Genomic DNA, 14,188 nt, shown 5'->3' on the forward strand with positions numbered 1-14,188 from the left:
TATCACGGATGAGACGGCCAGCCCAAGAGACGTATCACACCCTTTTCCTGGCGACCAATCATCGAACCGGACCTGCGCAATATCGTGATAGGCTTGTTTCCATTCAGCAAAAGCAGGAACGAGATGCTACGCATAACCGAGTTTCGCGTTCCCGTGAAAACATCGAGTATGACCTGGCACTGGACCTGCGCGATGCGGCGATCATGGAGAACATGGTCTCGATCGAGGTCACGGCCCGCAGGCGCGAGATAGGCGCAGCCGAATGGAAGACAGTCACGGTCAGGTTGGATTTCGACTTTGAAAAGATGATCTGCCGTGTCTCATATCTGGGTGAGGGAATCGCAGAATTTCCCTTGGATTATGTTTCCATTGCGCCCGACGCATCGCCTGAAGCTGCCTGGCAGAGGATCGTTGACGCCCAGCAAGACAATCGGATCGAGCAACTGATCGGCATGATCCGCACCGACCCCGTTATCGGTTGCCTCATCAAGGCAGGGATCAGCACCTCTGTGCGCCAAACGATGAGATGCTATGACCAGACCGGTAGCGTCACTGGTATCCGTAACCGCATCCGTGCCATTCTGGCTTGCCTTGGCGACAACCTGGCCAATACGGCCATAACCGCCACCAGCCGAGCCCTGAGATGCATGATCTGGGTCGGCCTGGGCGGCTGACCCGATCGTTAGCGCGGCTCTAGATCGCTGCCGGGGATGGTGGCGTTTTCAAGGATCAGCCGGAGATAGTCGCCGGTCGAGCGCATGCCGATCACGCGAAAACCCTTGCCCTGCCGCCAGAAGGCCACGGCGACCTGGGCCGCACGGGTCCGGCGCAGACCGTCCTTGGGGAAGGCGGCGAAATCGGTGGGCGACAGCTTTTGCAGCACCTGCTGGACCTTGGGGCCGGTCACGTCGAAAACCGCGCGCAGGTCCGAGACATCGGCGACCAGCGCGTGTTCGCCCGCCAGCGCGTTAGTCAGGGCGGTCAGCGCCTCGGCCGTTTCTGCGGCGGGCAAAAGCAGCAGCAGTTCATCGGGCGACATCCAGCCAAGGCTGCGGCTGCCATCCGTGGTGATGCGCGTGGCTTCGGGGATGGGCAGGCCCGAGGCCTCGGCGATGGCATCGCCCGCGCGCGACAGGTTGGCGCGGATGGTGATCATGCCAAGCCCGGCGACAGGGGCGATGGTGGCGAGGGCTTCAGGCATTCAGGCGGCCTCCGTCCTTGTCGTAAAAGACCGGATCGACGATCCGGGCGCGGATGGTTTCACCGGCAGGCGTGGGGAAGTCCAGGACCTGCCCCATGCGTTCAGGCCCGTGGCGGATCAGCCCCATGGCGATGGGGCGGCCAAGCGTGGGCGAGTGATAGGTCGAGGTCACGCGCCCCTGCACCACACGCTGACCATTGGCGTTGAGCCCCTGATCGACGGCATAGGCGCCATCGGGGATCATGCGGCCATCAAGGCTTTCAAGGCCCACCAGCCGCCAGCGGTTGCCATCGGTCATATGGCTGCGGGCCTGCGCGCGCTTGCCGATATAATCGGGCTTTTTCTTCGAGATCGCCCAGTTCAGCCCCAGATCCTGCGGGATCACCGTGCCATCGGTTTCGTCGCCGATCATGATGAAGCCCTTTTCGGCGCGCATGATATGCATCGCCTCGGTGCCATAGGGGACGATGCCCAGATCGCGCCCGGCGTGATGCAGGGCCTCCCACAGTTCCAGCCCGCGACCGGCGGGGACGGCGATTTCAAAGCTGAGCTCGCCCGAGAAGCTGATGCGATAGATGCGGGCGGGGATACCGGCCAGCTCGCCCTCGGCCCAGGTCATGAAGGGCAGCGCCTCGGGCGACAGGTCGATGGTGCCGGGCAGGCGTTGCAGAAGCTCGCGCGCCTTGGGACCGGCGACGGCTATTTGCGCATATTGCTCGGTCACATTGGCGGTATAGACCTGCCAATCCCACCATTCGCATTGCAGCCAGTCCTCCATATGACCGTGGATGCGGTCGGCGCCTCCGGTGGTGGTGTGGCACAGCCAGGTGTCGTCGCTGAGGCGGGCGACCACGCCGTCATCGCTGAGAAAGCCGTTTTCGTTGCACATCAGACCATAGCGGCATTTGCCGACCGGCAGGGTGGACATCATGCCGGTATACAGCATGTCGAGGAAACGGCCCGCATCGGGGCCTTTCACGATGATCTTGCCAAGGGTCGAGGCATCCAGCGTGCCGACGCCATTCCTGACGGCCAGCACCTCGCGCGCGACCGCCGTATGGGCATCCTCGCCCGCATGCAGATAGCAATAGGGGCGCCGCCAATGGCCCACGGGTTCCCAATGCGCGCCGTTGAGGTTGTGCCACGTGTGCATCGGCGTCTTGCGCAGCGGCTGGAAGGCGTCGCCGCGCGCCTCGGCGGCGATGGTGGCCAGCGTCAGGGGCGTATAGGGCGGGCGGAAGGTCGTCGTGCCGGTGGCCGGGATCGGCTGGTTCAGCGCCCCGGACAGGACGGCCAGGCCGTTGATATTGCTGACCTTCCCCTGATCGGTGGCCATGCCAAGCGTGGTGTAGCGTTTGGTATGTTCAACGCTGGCATAGCCTTCGCGCGCGGCCAGTTCGACGTCCGAGACCTTCACATCGTTCTGGAAATCCAGCCACATCTTCGAGCGCAGCTTATAGGGCGCCTGCGCGGGCATGACCCAGACCGGCATGGTCGCGCCCTCGGGGCGTTCCAGATCGCCGGCGCAGGTCAGATCGCCTTTGGCGGCGCCCGTGGCGGTGACATTGCCCTGGCCATCGGCGCCCAGTGGCGGGCGGTTCGGGTCGGGGCGGAACATGGCTTGCGCTTCGTCCCAGATCAGCTTGCCGCCACAATGGCTGTAAAGATGCACGACCGGGGACCAGCCACCCGACATCGCGACCACGTCGCAATCAATCCCGCCGGTGATGGTGCCGTCACCCGACTGGTCGCAGATGGCCACGCCCTCGACCTGCCGGCTGCCCTTGACCTTGGCGATGGCGGTGCCGGTCAGAACCGGGATGTTGCGGGCGCGGACGACCTGGACCAACTCGCCATCGGCCTCGGGGCGGGCGTCGATGACGGCAGAGACCTCTAGCCCCGCATCCAGCGCCGTCAGCGCCGTGCGATAGGCGTCGTCATTGTTGGTCACGACCACGATGCGCTGACCGGGCGCAACGCCGAAATCCACGATGAAGTCGCGCACGGCCGAGGCCAGCATGACGCCGGGCACGTCGTTGCAGGCAAAGGACAGCGGACGTTCCAGCGCGCCGGTTGCGGTGATGACCTGCCCCGCGCGGATGCGCCACAACCGCTGGCGCGGGATGCCCAGATTGGGATCGTGATCGGCCAGCGCTTCTCGCGCCAGCAGATAGCCGTGGTCGTAAAGGCCAGTGGCCATGGTGTTGCGGCGCAGGGTGACGTTCTTCTTGGCCCGAAGCTCGTCCAGCAAGGCGTCGATTTGCGCCTGACCGCCCTTGTGATCGACGGGCGTGCGGCCACCCCAATGGCCGGATTGTTCCAGCACCAGCACGCGGGTGCGGCCCTTGGCGGCGGCCAGCGCAGCGGTCAGACCGGCGATACCGCCCCCGACGACGACCACATCGGCGAAGTCATAGGCCTGTTCGTAACGGTCCGGGTCGGGGTCGGTCGGCGCACGGCCAAGGCCGGCGCTGCGGCGGATGATGGGTTCAAACACATGCTTCCAGAAGGGGCGCGGGTGGATGAAGGTCTTGTAGTAGAACCCGGCGGGGAAGAACGGAGAGAGCCAGTTGTTGATCTCGCCCAGATCGGCATCCAGCGAGGGCCAGCAATTCTGGCTGCGCAGCACCATGCCGGTTTCCAGAACGGTGGTGGTGCCGCGCTGGTTCGGCTCGAACCGGCCGCCCTGGCCCAGACCGAACAGGGCGTTGGGTTCCTCGGCGCCGCTGGCGACGGGGCCGCGCGGGCGGTGATATTTGAAGGACCGGCCCATCATCATCTGGCCATTGGCCAGCAGCGCCGAGGCCAGCGTGTCGCCTTGCAGGCCCCGAAGGTGCCGCCCGTCAAAGCGGAAAGGCAGTTGATAGGCGCGGTCGATCAGGCGGCCGCCCTTGGGCAGGCGGAAGGGGCGGTTCTGGGTCATGGCGCGGGCGTCCAGTCGGGGCGGGCGGCCTGAATGGCCGCAATGATGTCATCGGTTGGGGCGGGGGTCTGGGCCTTGTAGGTGCCAAAGACCTGCAATGTCGCCGTGTCGCGTGCGGCCAGGAACCACTTGCCGCAGCCATAGGCATGGCGCCAGCGTTCGAAATGCACGCCCCGGGGATTGGCGCGGGCGAAGATATAGGCCTCGAACTCGTCATCCGAGCCATCGGGGCCGACGCGCTTCAGATGCGCCTCGCCGCCGGGTTGAAGCTCGGTTTCCTCGGCGGTGATACCGCAATAGGGGCAGGTCAGCGTCAGCATGCGTTTACTCCTTCGCGGGCAGGTCCTGGGCATTGGCAAGGGCCAGCGCCAGAAGCGTGGCCCGCTGGTCGTCATCGGCCATGGCCTCGCCGGTCAGCGTGACAAAGCCGCCCATGGTCCGGCTGCCATGTTCCATCGGGCCGACACCGGGCATCGCCTGCGCCTGTGCCTGCCGCGCCTTGCCGACACGGTAAAGCAGCGCACCGGTGGACATCACACCGCTCAGCATATGGCCGCCCCGCATGAAGCCAAGACCGCCGAACATCTTTTTTTCGGAAATGCCGTCCAGCGCCGACAGATCGTCGCGCATCAACTGGGCGGTACCGGGGTCAACGGCCATGTCGCGCCCCCCGGAACAGAAAGGCCGGGGGCTGACTGCCCCCGGACCCCCGTGGATATTTCGGCACGGATGAAAGCGGCGTCACCGCCCCGCCGGCCGACAGCCGATCAGTTCGAGGCCGGAGCGGCTTCGCCTTCGGCGGCAGGCGCGTCGGCAGCCGGCGCGTCAGCAGCGGGTGCATCGGCGGCAGGCGCGTCAGCGACAGGCGCGTCGGCAACCGGGGCCTCGGTTTCAACGGTGACGGTGGTGTCGCCGCCGGCATCGCCTGCGGTGGTTGCGTCATCGCCACCCGACATGAAGAAGAAGATGACCAGCACCGCGACCAGAATGCCGCCGACGATGAACCAGAGCGAGTTGTTATTCTGTTGATCAGCCATGAGTATCCCTTTTTGGCTTTGACAGTCTTATGGCCGATCAATTCGGCCGGTGCCGGAAAGGTTCCCCTAAATCTATCGGTCATCAAGCTGTCCGCCTAATGTGCGACGCCGGCGGCGACGGATTCGTCGATAAACCGCCCTTCACGAAAGCGATTCAGGCCAAATTCCGCCGATAGCGGCCCCGGCCGGCCATTGGCGATCAGATCGGCCATCGCCCAGCCAGATCCGGGAATCGCCTTGAACCCGCCCGTGCCCCAACCGCAATTGACGAAAATGCCGCCGACCGGCGTGGTCGACAGGATCGGCGAGCGGTCCCCGGTCATATCGACGATGCCGCCCCATTGGCGCAGCATCTTCAGCCGCGACAGCATCGGAAAGGTTTCGACCAGCGCGCGGACGGTTTCCTCGACATGGTGCCAGCTGCCGCGTTGCGTGAAATTGTTGAACCCGTCAGTGCCGCCGCCGATGACCATTTCGCCCTTGTCCGACTGCGACAGATAGCCGTGGACGGTATTGGCCATGATCACGACATCAAGGCAGGGTTTGATCGGTTCGCTGACCAGCGCTTGCAGGGCCACGCTTTCGATGGGCAGCCGGAAACCCGCCATCTCGGCCAGCTGACTGGAATGCCCGGCCACCACCAAAGTCAGCTTGTCACAGCCGATCCGCCCCTTCGAGGTGTTCACGGCGCGGACCTGGCCGGCCTGGGTCTCGATCCCCGTCACCTCGCAATTCTGGATGATGTGCATGCCCATGTCGGAACAGGCCCGCGCATAGCCCCAGGCCACCGCGTCATGCCTCGCGGTGCCGCCGCGCGCCTGATAAAGCCCCCCCAGCACCGGATAGCGCGGGCCGTCGATATTGATGATCGGGGCCAGTTCCTTGACCCGCTTTGCGTCGATCCATTCGGTCGCCACGCCTTGCAGGTGGTTGGCGTGGACCGTGCGCTTGTAACCGCGAATCTCGTGTTCGGTCTGGGCCAGCATGATCAGCCCGCGCGGGCTGAACATCACGTTATAGTTCAGATCCTGCGACAGGTTTTCGTAAAGCTTCAGCGCCTTGTCATAGATCGCGGCCGAGGCGTCTTGCAGATAATTGCTGCGGATGATGGTGGTGTTGCGCCCGGTATTGCCGCCGCCCAGCCAGCCCTTTTCGATCACCGCCACATCGGTGATGCCGAAATTCTTGCCCAGGTAATAGGCCGTGGCCAGCCCGTGCCCCCCCGCGCCCACGATGATGACCTGATAGCGGTCGCGCGGCTCGGGGCTGGCCCAGGCCCGGTTCCAGCCCGTGTGGTTCCGCATCGCCTCGCGCGCGATGGCAAAGACCGAGTATCGACCGGATCGTGCTGGCGTCGGCATGGCGCATCCCCTTTGCATCCTCGCCAACCAGCATTGCCCGCTGATTGGTGCAGGCTCAAGACTCGATGCGTCACATCGGCGCGAAATGCGACAACCCATCGCGGGCTTGTCAGCCGCTTGGGGCTTTTGCACGAGGGCCAAAACGGGTAGGCAGTACGGGGCTGGATGAAAGGGCGCGAATGCTGTTCTGGGTGATCTCCGCGGCGATGCTGGTTGTGGTGGCGGCGGCAATTCTGGCGCCAATCCTGCGTGCGCGGGCGACAGCGCAGGACTTGGCGCCCGCGGCGGCCTTTGACCTTCAGGTCTATCGCGACCAGTTGCGCGAGGTCGATCGCGACCTGCAACGCGGCGTGATCGCGGCCGAGGATGCCGACCGGCTGCGGCGCGAGATCGGGCGCAAGGTGCTGGATGCCGACCGCCGCATGACCGAGGCCGCGCCCGCGGGTCGCGCCGGGGTGGCTTGGGCGGGTGCGGCCGTCGTTCTGGCCGCGTTGCTGGGCGGGGCGCTGTGGCTGTATCAGCGCGAGGGCGTACCCGGCATGCCCGACCTGCCGCTGGCGGAACGCATCGCCGCAGCCGAGGCCGCCTATCGCAGCCGCCCCAGCCAGGCCGAGGCCGCAGCCGCCGCGCCGGCCCCGCAGCGCGGCGAGATCGACCCCGACTACGCCGCCCTGATCGAGGAATTGCGCGCCGCCGTGGCGACGACGCCCGATGATCCGCAAGGCCTGGCCCTGCTGGCGCTGCACGAATCGCGCCTGGGCAATCTTGACGCGGCCATTGCGGCGCAGCGGAATCTGATCGAGGTCAGGGGCGCGGCTGCCACGGTCGAGGATCACACCATGCTGGCCGGGCTTATGACCGAGGCCGCAGGAGGGCTGATCACCCCCGAGGCCGAGGCCGAACTGGCCCGCGCACTGGATCTGAACCCCCGGTATCCGCAGGCGCGCTATATGCTGGGGCTGTTGCAGGTGCAGAACGGCCGGCCCGACCGGGCCTTTCCGCTGTGGCGCGACCTGTTGGCCGAAGGGCCGCCCGATGCCCCCTGGGCCGCGCCGATCCGCGCGACGATACAGGAACTGGCCTGGCTGGCCGGGCAGCCCGACTATGTGCCCCCCGAGTTCACCACGACGGCAATGCCCGCCCTGCCCGGCCCCGACGCCGATGCCTTGGCCGCAGCGGAAGAGATGACCCCTGAAGAACGCCAGCAGATGATCGAGGGGATGGTGGCCCAGCTTGAATCGCGGATGGCCGATCAGGGCGGATCGCCCGAGGAATGGGCGCGGCTGATCAGCTCGCACGCGATGCTGGGCAATACCGATCATGCGCGCAATCTCTGGTCCGAGGCCCAGACCCGCTTTGCCTCTCAGCCCGAAGCGCTGGCGATCGTCCGTGCAGGTGCCGAACAGGGCGGGCTGACTGAATGATCCACGAGGACATGGCGGATTTCGCCGACGCCCTGCCCCGCGCAGGCGGCCTGGTGGGGCTGGATCTGGGCACCAAGACCATCGGCGTCGCGGTCAGTGATGGGTTGCGCCAGGTCGCCTCGCCGCTGCTGGTGATCAAGCGGGCGAAATTCACGGCAGACGCGCAGGCGCTGCTGGCGATCATCGCGGATCGCGGGCTGTCCGGCATCGTTCTGGGCCTGCCCCGCAACATGGATGGCAGCGAAGGGCCGCGCGCCCAATCGACCCGCGCATTCGCACGTAACCTGACGCGGTTGACCGATCTGCCGATCAGCTTCTGGGATGAACGCCTGTCCACCGTCGCCGCCGAACGCGCCCTGCTGGAGGATGATACATCCCGCCGCCGCCGGACCGAGGTGATCGACCAGGTAGCGGCAGGCTATATCCTGCAAGGCGCACTGGACCGGCTGCGCCATCTGGGCTGAACCGCCGCCCGGCTATTGGGGCGGCGGCGCGATGGTCAGGCGGACGGCGCCATACCAGTCGGCGGCGGCGCGAATGGTGGCATCGTCCAACCCTTCGGCAATGGGCTGCATGATCTCGCTGATCCGCTTGCCCGACCGAAAGGCCTTTAGCTGCGTGTCGATATAGATGTTGGTTTCCGCCGCCAGATTCGGCGCATCGGGAACCAGCGCAATACCGTCGGCACCATGGCAGGCGGTACAGGTCTCGGGGGCGGCAGCGGGGTCGGCGGGCAGCTCGGCCGTGACCTGCTGGGCCGAATACCAGGCGGAAAGGTCGGCGATCTGCTGATCGGTCAGATTGGCCGCCACAACCGTCATCATCTCGTGCTCGCGCCGGCCCTCGCGGAAATCGGTCAGCTGACGGGCCAGATAGCCCGCAGGCTCGCCGCCGATATGGGGCGCAATCGGGATCCTGGCATAGCCGTCGACCCCGTGACAGGTGCGGCACTGCCCGGCCAGCGCCTGCCCCGCCGCCGGATCGCCCGCCAGCGCCTCGGCCGGCGCCGGCTGCTGCGCATCGGCCCGGAAACCGGACCCGGCGCCCACCAGGACGCCGAGACCGAGGGCAAGGATCAGCGCCCTCATTCCGCGCTGTAGCTGATGCGATACAGCGCCCCAACCAGATCGTCAGAGACCAGCAAAGACCCGTCGCGCAGCTGCGCCACATCGACAGGGCGGCCCAGATATTCGCCATTCTCGTCGATCCAGCCCTCGGCAAATGGCTCGGCCGTGGCGGTGCCATCCTCGGCGATGGTGGTGACCATGACCCGCGCACCGACCGGGGTGGTGCGGTTCCATGACCCATGCTGAGCGCTGAAGATCGCCCCTTTGTAACGGTCGGGGAACATGTTCCCGTCATAGAAGGTCAGGCCCAGATCGGCGGCATGGGCCGTCATTTCGACCGCCGGCATCACCACATCGGCGGGCACCTCGGCATCGGCATATTCGTTGGTGCGCACCTCGCCGCCACCATACCAGGGAAAGCCGAAATTCTGCCCGGCAGCGGTCTGGTGGTTCAGTTCGCCCGGCGGGATGTCATCGCCCATGCCATCGACCTGATTGTCGGTGAACCACAGATCCCCGGTGTTGGGATCAAAGGCATGCCCGACCGAGTTGCGGATACCACTGGTGAAAACCTCGCGTCCGGTGCCATCGGTTTTCATGCGGATGATGCCACCGATCCCCTGCGGGCCATACAGGTCCAGCTTTTCAGGAGCAGGCACGTTGAAGGGCTGGCCAAGCGAGATATAGATCATGCCATCCGGCCCGATCTTGCAGACCCGCGCGGTGTGGTTGAAGCTTTCTTCCTCGACCGGGATCAACTGCCCCTTTGGCACCAGATTGAAGGCAGCGACATCGGGGCTTTCATAGAAAAATTCGGCCGCCGGGAACAGCAGGACGCGGTTCTGTTCGGCGATATAAAGAAATCCATCGGGCGAGAAACACGGCCCGTTCGGGATCGAGAAGGTCAGCGAGGGCGCGAAATCCTTGACCTCGTCGGCCACCCGGTCCTTGTTGCGATCCGTCACCGCCCAGACCTTGTCCTTGCGGGTGCCGACAAAGGTGACGATCCCCTGCGGCCCCACTGCCATGTGGCGGGCATCGGGGACAACGGCATAAAGTTCGATCTTGAAGCCATCCGGCAGGGTGATGCGTTCCAGGTTGCGCTTGATCCCCTCGGCGAAATCGCCGCCCTGTTCGATCACGGTAAATTCGGTCGTGCCGGTGGATTGGAAATTGGACAGCTTTTCCAGATTTTCAGGCACCTGCGTATCCTGCGCGGCCGCCGCCGACAGGCCCAGACCAACCGCCCCGGCCACAATCATTGTCACATGGCATTTCATTGGTTCTTGTCCTCCCTGATTGCGGCGCAGGCATGCGCCGCGTGCCGCATTCCGGCCCGGCAAGAAGCTGCGGCGCCGGAATACCAAGAATCGGGGCGCGGTGACCCGCCCCGACGACGTTCAATCAATGAGCAGGTTACAGATTACCCGCTGCCAGTTCCTTGGCAATATAATCCGCCTGCCGGATCGCCAGCGCCACAATGGTCAGGGTCGGATTTTCGGCGGCACCGGTGGTGAACTGGCTGCCATCGCTGACGAACAGGTTCGGCACCTCATGCGCGCGTCCCCATTTGTCGACCACGCCATCCTCGGGCCGTTCCGACATGCGGTTCGTGCCAAGGTTATGGGTCGAGGGATAGGGCGGCGTCGGCAAGGTGCGCGTCGCGCCGACCTGCTTATAGATCGCCTGCCCGACCTCATAGGCGTGGTTGCGCATCGCAATGTCGTTCGGATGGTCGGTGAAGTTCACATTCGCCACCTTCAGCCCGAACTTGTCGGTCGCGTCCGACAGCGTCACCCGGTTGTCGGCCTGCGGCATATCCTCGCCTACGATCCACATGCCCGCCATGTTTTCATAGGCATCCAGCGCGGTCGTGAACTCTCTCCCCCAGGCACCGGGATCAAGGAAGGCGGCCATGAAGGGCAGACCAAGGGCCAGCGTCTCCAACTCATATCCGCCGACAAAGCCGCGTGCGGGGTCGTGTTTGGCCTCGTCGCGGATGATGCCGGCCATGGTCGTGCCGCGCCACATCCGCACCGGCTGTTCAAAGATGCCATAGACCGAGCCAGTCGTGTGCCGCATATAGTTGCGCCCCACCTGACCCGAGCCATTGGCCAGCCCGTCGGGGAACATCGTTGAATGCGAGTTCAACAGCAGGCGCGGCGATTCAAAGCTGTTGCCGGCCACGCAGACAACCCGCGCCGCCTGCATCTGCAAGGCACCGTCCTTGTCGAAATATTCGACCCCGGTGACCTTGCCGGCATCGTCATGCAGGATGCGGGCCGCATGGGCGTTGTCGCGCACCTCAAGATTGCCGGTCGCCTCGCCGCGCGGAATGTCGGTATAGGCCGAGGACCATTTCGCCCCCCATTTGCAGCCCTGAAAGCAAAAGCCGGTCTGCTGGCAGGACATCCGGTCATCATATTCGACGCTGTTGATGGCCATGTTGCCGGTATGCACGTCCTGATAGCCAAGCGCCTTGGCACCTTTTTCGAAGACCTTGTAATTATTGTTGCCCGGCAGTCGCGGACGGTCGCCAACGCCCGTCACGCCCAGCTTTGCCTCGGCCAGGTCATACCACGGCGCCATCTCGGCCCCGTCTATGGGCCAGTCCAGCAGGTTTGCGCCCTCGACCGCGCCATAATTCGTCAGCGCCTTCCATTCGTGGTCCTGGAACCGCAGGCTGGCCCCGGCCCAGTGGATCGAGGTGCCGCCGACCGCCTTGACGATCCAGGCGGGCAGGCCGGAGAAATCCGTGGCCACGCGCCAGTCACCGCTGGTCGTGCGCGGGTCGGTCCAGGCAAGCTGCCCGAAACTGTCCCATTCGTCGTTGATGTAATCCTCGGGCAGATAGCGCCCGCCGGCTTCCAGTGCCACGACCTTGACGCCCTTCTGCGCCAGTTCATTGGCCAGCACCCCGCCACCCGCGCCGGTGCCCACGATGACGACAACGCTGTTGTCGGTCAGGTCGAATTTTGCTGCTTCAGCCATGATCAAGCCCTCCCTCTACAGCCAGTCGATGTCGTCGAAACCACGGTTGATATAGCCGCCCTGCGAGAAGGATTCGCCCTCGTATCCGAAGATCGGCCAGACCTCTTTCTGGTTATACAGCCCGGTCACAAGGCCGCCGCGCACCGTCTGGAAAAACGGCGAATCCTCAATGCTGCGCAGGATGGCGGCACGATCAGCCTCCCATCCGGCCGAGATGTAATCGTCGAAACCGGCCGCCTTGGCGGCGGTGTCCAGCGCGGCGACGCCCTCGGCCACGGCGGCCTTCTGGTCCTCGCTGTCATAGCCCTTGACCGCGATGGCATAGAAACGGTCGCCGACCCGGTCATGCGGATAGATGTCACGCGCCATCTGCAACAGCGTGGCCATCTCGTGTTCACTGATCGTGGTCACCTCGACCGCCCAGGCCGCGTCAGGCGCGGCGATAAAGCCCGCACCCGCCACGGCCAGCGCACCTGCCGCCGCGGCGCGCGACAGCAAGGCGCGTCGGGTCAGCCCCTGCTTGGAAAGTTGGTTCATGTTGAAGTCCTCCCTGATTGGCGGGTTCGCGCGGCCCTCCCCTGCCGCGCGGCCCTCGCGTTATTTGAAACGTCCCCCGCGTTGCAGCACCTCGATCTGGTAGCCATCGGGATCGGCGATGAAGAAGAACCGCGCCACCACCTCGCCCGCAGGCGCGAAATCGACCAGCTTGCGTGGCGTCAGCCCTTCGGCGGTCAGGCGGGCGTGCAGGGCGTCGACATCATCGACCGAAACCGCAATATGGCCATAGCCGTCGCCCAGATCGTAAGGCTGGGCCCGGCCCTTGTTCACGGTCAGTTCAAGTTCGGCCTCTGCCTCGGCATTCGACAGGTAGATCAGCGTGAAATCGGGAAAATCCATACGGTCGGCCACCTGGAACCCGAAGGCCCGGCGATAGAACTCAACCGAGCGTGCCTCGTCCAGCACACGGATCATCGAGTGGATATATTTTGCCATGCGGCATCCCTTTCATCCTTGTCAGATTCAAGGCTAGGGGATGGGCGCGCGCCGCGGGTAGTAGCGGGTTACTACAGCAAGGGAATATGTGGGTGGGGGGCCTGTTCCGGCCCCGGATCGCTGCCTAGTCGACCGCGCGGATCAGCTTTTTTTCCAACACGCGCAGGACCATGGCCAGATCATGCCCGCGCTTCAGGATGCGGCCATCCATGCCGATGACGGCATAGGCACCCTGCGCCGCGCGCAGCTTGGGGCGCTTCTCGATCCGGTACAGCGGATGTTCGGCGGCATGGCGAAAGACGCTGAACACAGCCACGTCGCGCAGGAAGGACATGGCATAGTCGCGCCACTCGCCCGCGGCGACCATGCGGCCATAGACTGACAGGATAATGCCCAGCTCGCTTCGGTCAAAGGCGACACGATCCGGGTCGGCGTTAAACGGCGAAGAGGCATTCATCATGTCAGAATGGTGACACCGCACCCGCGCCAAAGCAATGAAAAACCGGCATATCCACGTCTGATGCGGATATGCCGGCTTTTTGGCAATCATCGGCCGGCAGGGATCAGAAACAGCTGACCTTCTCGATCAGGCCGCCGCTGCCATATTCGATGTTCAGCCGATCCTCGCGGTAATCGGCGGTGACGGCGTCGTCAGGCCCGATGACGCGCGTGCCGATGGGGAATTTCATCGCGTTCAGAACTTCGCGCGGCTGACCGATCAGCCCCTTGTAGCCCGAAGCGCCACAGGCATCCGACGGTGCCGGCGGCTGTGGCAGGGGCGCACCGCCGGGGGGCAGCGGTTCACAGGCGGCCAGCGCCAGCATGGCAGCCCCGGCCAGCAGCGGCAGACCCGGAACCCCGCGCATCAGCCGCAATCCACGTTATAGATGTTGCCCGCCGCATCCAGCCGGAACACGATCCGGTTCGGGTCGTAATCCTGCGGCTCGATGCCGCGATATTCGACGACGCGGTAATCCTTGGTGATCCCCAGCTGCGGAATGATCGAGCCGGGCTGCGACAGATAGGTCGCATAGGTCTTGGCCCCGCACAGATCCGGTTCGCGCGATTGCAGTCCGGCAACGCCATCAACCGAGGCAATCGGTTGAACCATAGGCACAGGCGCCGGCATTGGCGCAGGTTCCGGTGCCGGCATACAGGCCGACAAAAGCGTGGCAGAGGCAATAAGCGGCA

17 protein-coding genes are annotated in these 14,188 nt (G+C 64.9%); 3 read left to right on the plus strand and 14 right to left on the minus strand.

Annotated elements, in window-relative coordinates; translation table 11 throughout:
- Window positions 1–8: 8 nt before the first annotated feature.
- Window positions 9–674, plus strand: a complete 666-nt coding sequence (locus FNJ84_RS16010) for a hypothetical protein (protein WP_143794302.1) — start codon at window positions 9–11, stop codon at window positions 672–674.
- Window positions 675–682: 8 nt separating this feature from the next.
- On the opposite strand, the gene FNJ84_RS16015 is transcribed toward FNJ84_RS16010, so the two are convergent.
- The 6 genes from FNJ84_RS16015 to FNJ84_RS16040 all read right to left on the minus strand — a co-directional run bounded on the left by FNJ84_RS16015 (window position 683) and on the right by FNJ84_RS16040 (window position 6,522).
- Window positions 683–1,201, minus strand: a complete 519-nt coding sequence (locus FNJ84_RS16015; protein WP_143794303.1) for a sarcosine oxidase subunit gamma — start codon at window positions 1,199–1,201, stop codon at window positions 683–685.
- Entirely contained in the window at window positions 1,194–4,124 is a 2,931-nt protein-coding gene (locus tag FNJ84_RS16020) for a sarcosine oxidase subunit alpha family protein (protein ID WP_143794304.1), read from the minus strand. Before FNJ84_RS16020 ends, FNJ84_RS16015 begins: the two co-directional genes overlap by 8 nt.
- Window positions 4,121–4,444 carry a sarcosine oxidase subunit delta gene (locus FNJ84_RS16025; protein ID WP_143794305.1) on the minus strand — a complete coding sequence of 108 codons (324 nt, stop codon included), beginning with the start codon at window positions 4,442–4,444 and terminating at the stop codon, window positions 4,121–4,123. The genes FNJ84_RS16020 and FNJ84_RS16025 overlap by 4 nt, the downstream gene beginning before the upstream one ends.
- A 4-nt stretch (window positions 4,445–4,448) precedes the next feature.
- Window positions 4,449–4,784, minus strand: coding sequence for a TfoX/Sxy family protein (locus FNJ84_RS16030; protein ID WP_143794306.1), 336 nt, complete (start codon window positions 4,782–4,784; stop codon window positions 4,449–4,451).
- Between the two features lie 107 nt (window positions 4,785–4,891).
- Window positions 4,892–5,161, minus strand: a complete 270-nt coding sequence (locus tag FNJ84_RS22055) for a hypothetical protein (RefSeq protein WP_185968562.1) — start codon at window positions 5,159–5,161, stop codon at window positions 4,892–4,894.
- A gap of 95 nt (window positions 5,162–5,256) precedes the next feature.
- Entirely contained in the window at window positions 5,257–6,522 is a 1,266-nt protein-coding gene (locus tag FNJ84_RS16040; RefSeq protein WP_143794307.1) for a sarcosine oxidase subunit beta family protein, read from the minus strand.
- A gap of 179 nt (window positions 6,523–6,701) precedes the next feature.
- On the opposite strand from FNJ84_RS16040, the gene ccmI reads away from it, so the two are divergent.
- On the plus strand, window positions 6,702–7,946 hold the full coding sequence (gene ccmI, locus FNJ84_RS16045) for a c-type cytochrome biogenesis protein CcmI (protein ID WP_255471248.1): 1,245 nt from the start codon (window positions 6,702–6,704) through the stop codon (window positions 7,944–7,946).
- Window positions 7,943–8,410 (plus strand): Holliday junction resolvase RuvX, encoded by a 468-nt coding sequence (ruvX, locus tag FNJ84_RS16050; protein ID WP_143794308.1) that lies wholly within the window; start codon window positions 7,943–7,945, stop codon window positions 8,408–8,410. Before ccmI ends, ruvX begins: the two co-directional genes overlap by 4 nt.
- Before the next feature lie 12 nt (window positions 8,411–8,422).
- On the opposite strand, the gene FNJ84_RS16055 is transcribed toward ruvX, so the two are convergent.
- The 8 genes from FNJ84_RS16055 to FNJ84_RS16090 all read right to left on the minus strand — a co-directional run bounded on the left by FNJ84_RS16055 (window position 8,423) and on the right by FNJ84_RS16090 (window position 14,108).
- Window positions 8,423–9,034 (minus strand): cytochrome c, encoded by a 612-nt coding sequence (locus FNJ84_RS16055; RefSeq protein ID WP_143794309.1) that lies wholly within the window; start codon window positions 9,032–9,034, stop codon window positions 8,423–8,425.
- Complete coding sequence (locus tag FNJ84_RS16060; protein ID WP_370454607.1) at window positions 9,031–10,275, minus strand: sorbosone dehydrogenase family protein; 1,245 nt, start codon at window positions 10,273–10,275, stop codon at window positions 9,031–9,033. Before FNJ84_RS16060 ends, FNJ84_RS16055 begins: the two co-directional genes overlap by 4 nt.
- Before the next feature lie 154 nt (window positions 10,276–10,429).
- The gene (locus tag FNJ84_RS16065) at window positions 10,430–12,004 is read right to left on the minus strand and encodes a GMC family oxidoreductase (protein WP_143794311.1); all 1,575 of its coding nucleotides are present in this window, start codon (window positions 12,002–12,004) and stop codon (window positions 10,430–10,432) included.
- Window positions 12,005–12,019: 15 nt separating this feature from the next.
- On the minus strand, window positions 12,020–12,541 hold the full coding sequence (locus FNJ84_RS16070) for a Twin-arginine translocation pathway signal (RefSeq protein ID WP_143794312.1): 522 nt from the start codon (window positions 12,539–12,541) through the stop codon (window positions 12,020–12,022).
- A gap of 60 nt (window positions 12,542–12,601) precedes the next feature.
- Window positions 12,602–12,997, minus strand: coding sequence for a VOC family protein (locus tag FNJ84_RS16075; protein ID WP_143794313.1), 396 nt, complete (start codon window positions 12,995–12,997; stop codon window positions 12,602–12,604).
- 124 nt (window positions 12,998–13,121) lie between these two features.
- The gene (locus FNJ84_RS16080; protein ID WP_143794356.1) at window positions 13,122–13,454 is read right to left on the minus strand and encodes a DUF2794 domain-containing protein; all 333 of its coding nucleotides are present in this window, start codon (window positions 13,452–13,454) and stop codon (window positions 13,122–13,124) included.
- A gap of 106 nt (window positions 13,455–13,560) precedes the next feature.
- Window positions 13,561–13,863: an I78 family peptidase inhibitor gene (locus tag FNJ84_RS16085; protein ID WP_143794314.1), complete on the minus strand. Its 303-nt coding sequence runs from the start codon at window positions 13,861–13,863 to the stop codon at window positions 13,561–13,563.
- Window positions 13,863–14,108, minus strand: coding sequence for a hypothetical protein (locus FNJ84_RS16090; protein ID WP_255471249.1), 246 nt, complete (start codon window positions 14,106–14,108; stop codon window positions 13,863–13,865). Before FNJ84_RS16090 ends, FNJ84_RS16085 begins: the two co-directional genes overlap by 1 nt.
- Window positions 14,109–14,188 lie beyond the last annotated feature (80 nt).

The sequence above is a fragment of the Paracoccus sp. M683 genome (assembly GCF_007096355.1).
Classification (GTDB): domain Bacteria; phylum Pseudomonadota; class Alphaproteobacteria; order Rhodobacterales; family Rhodobacteraceae; genus Paracoccus.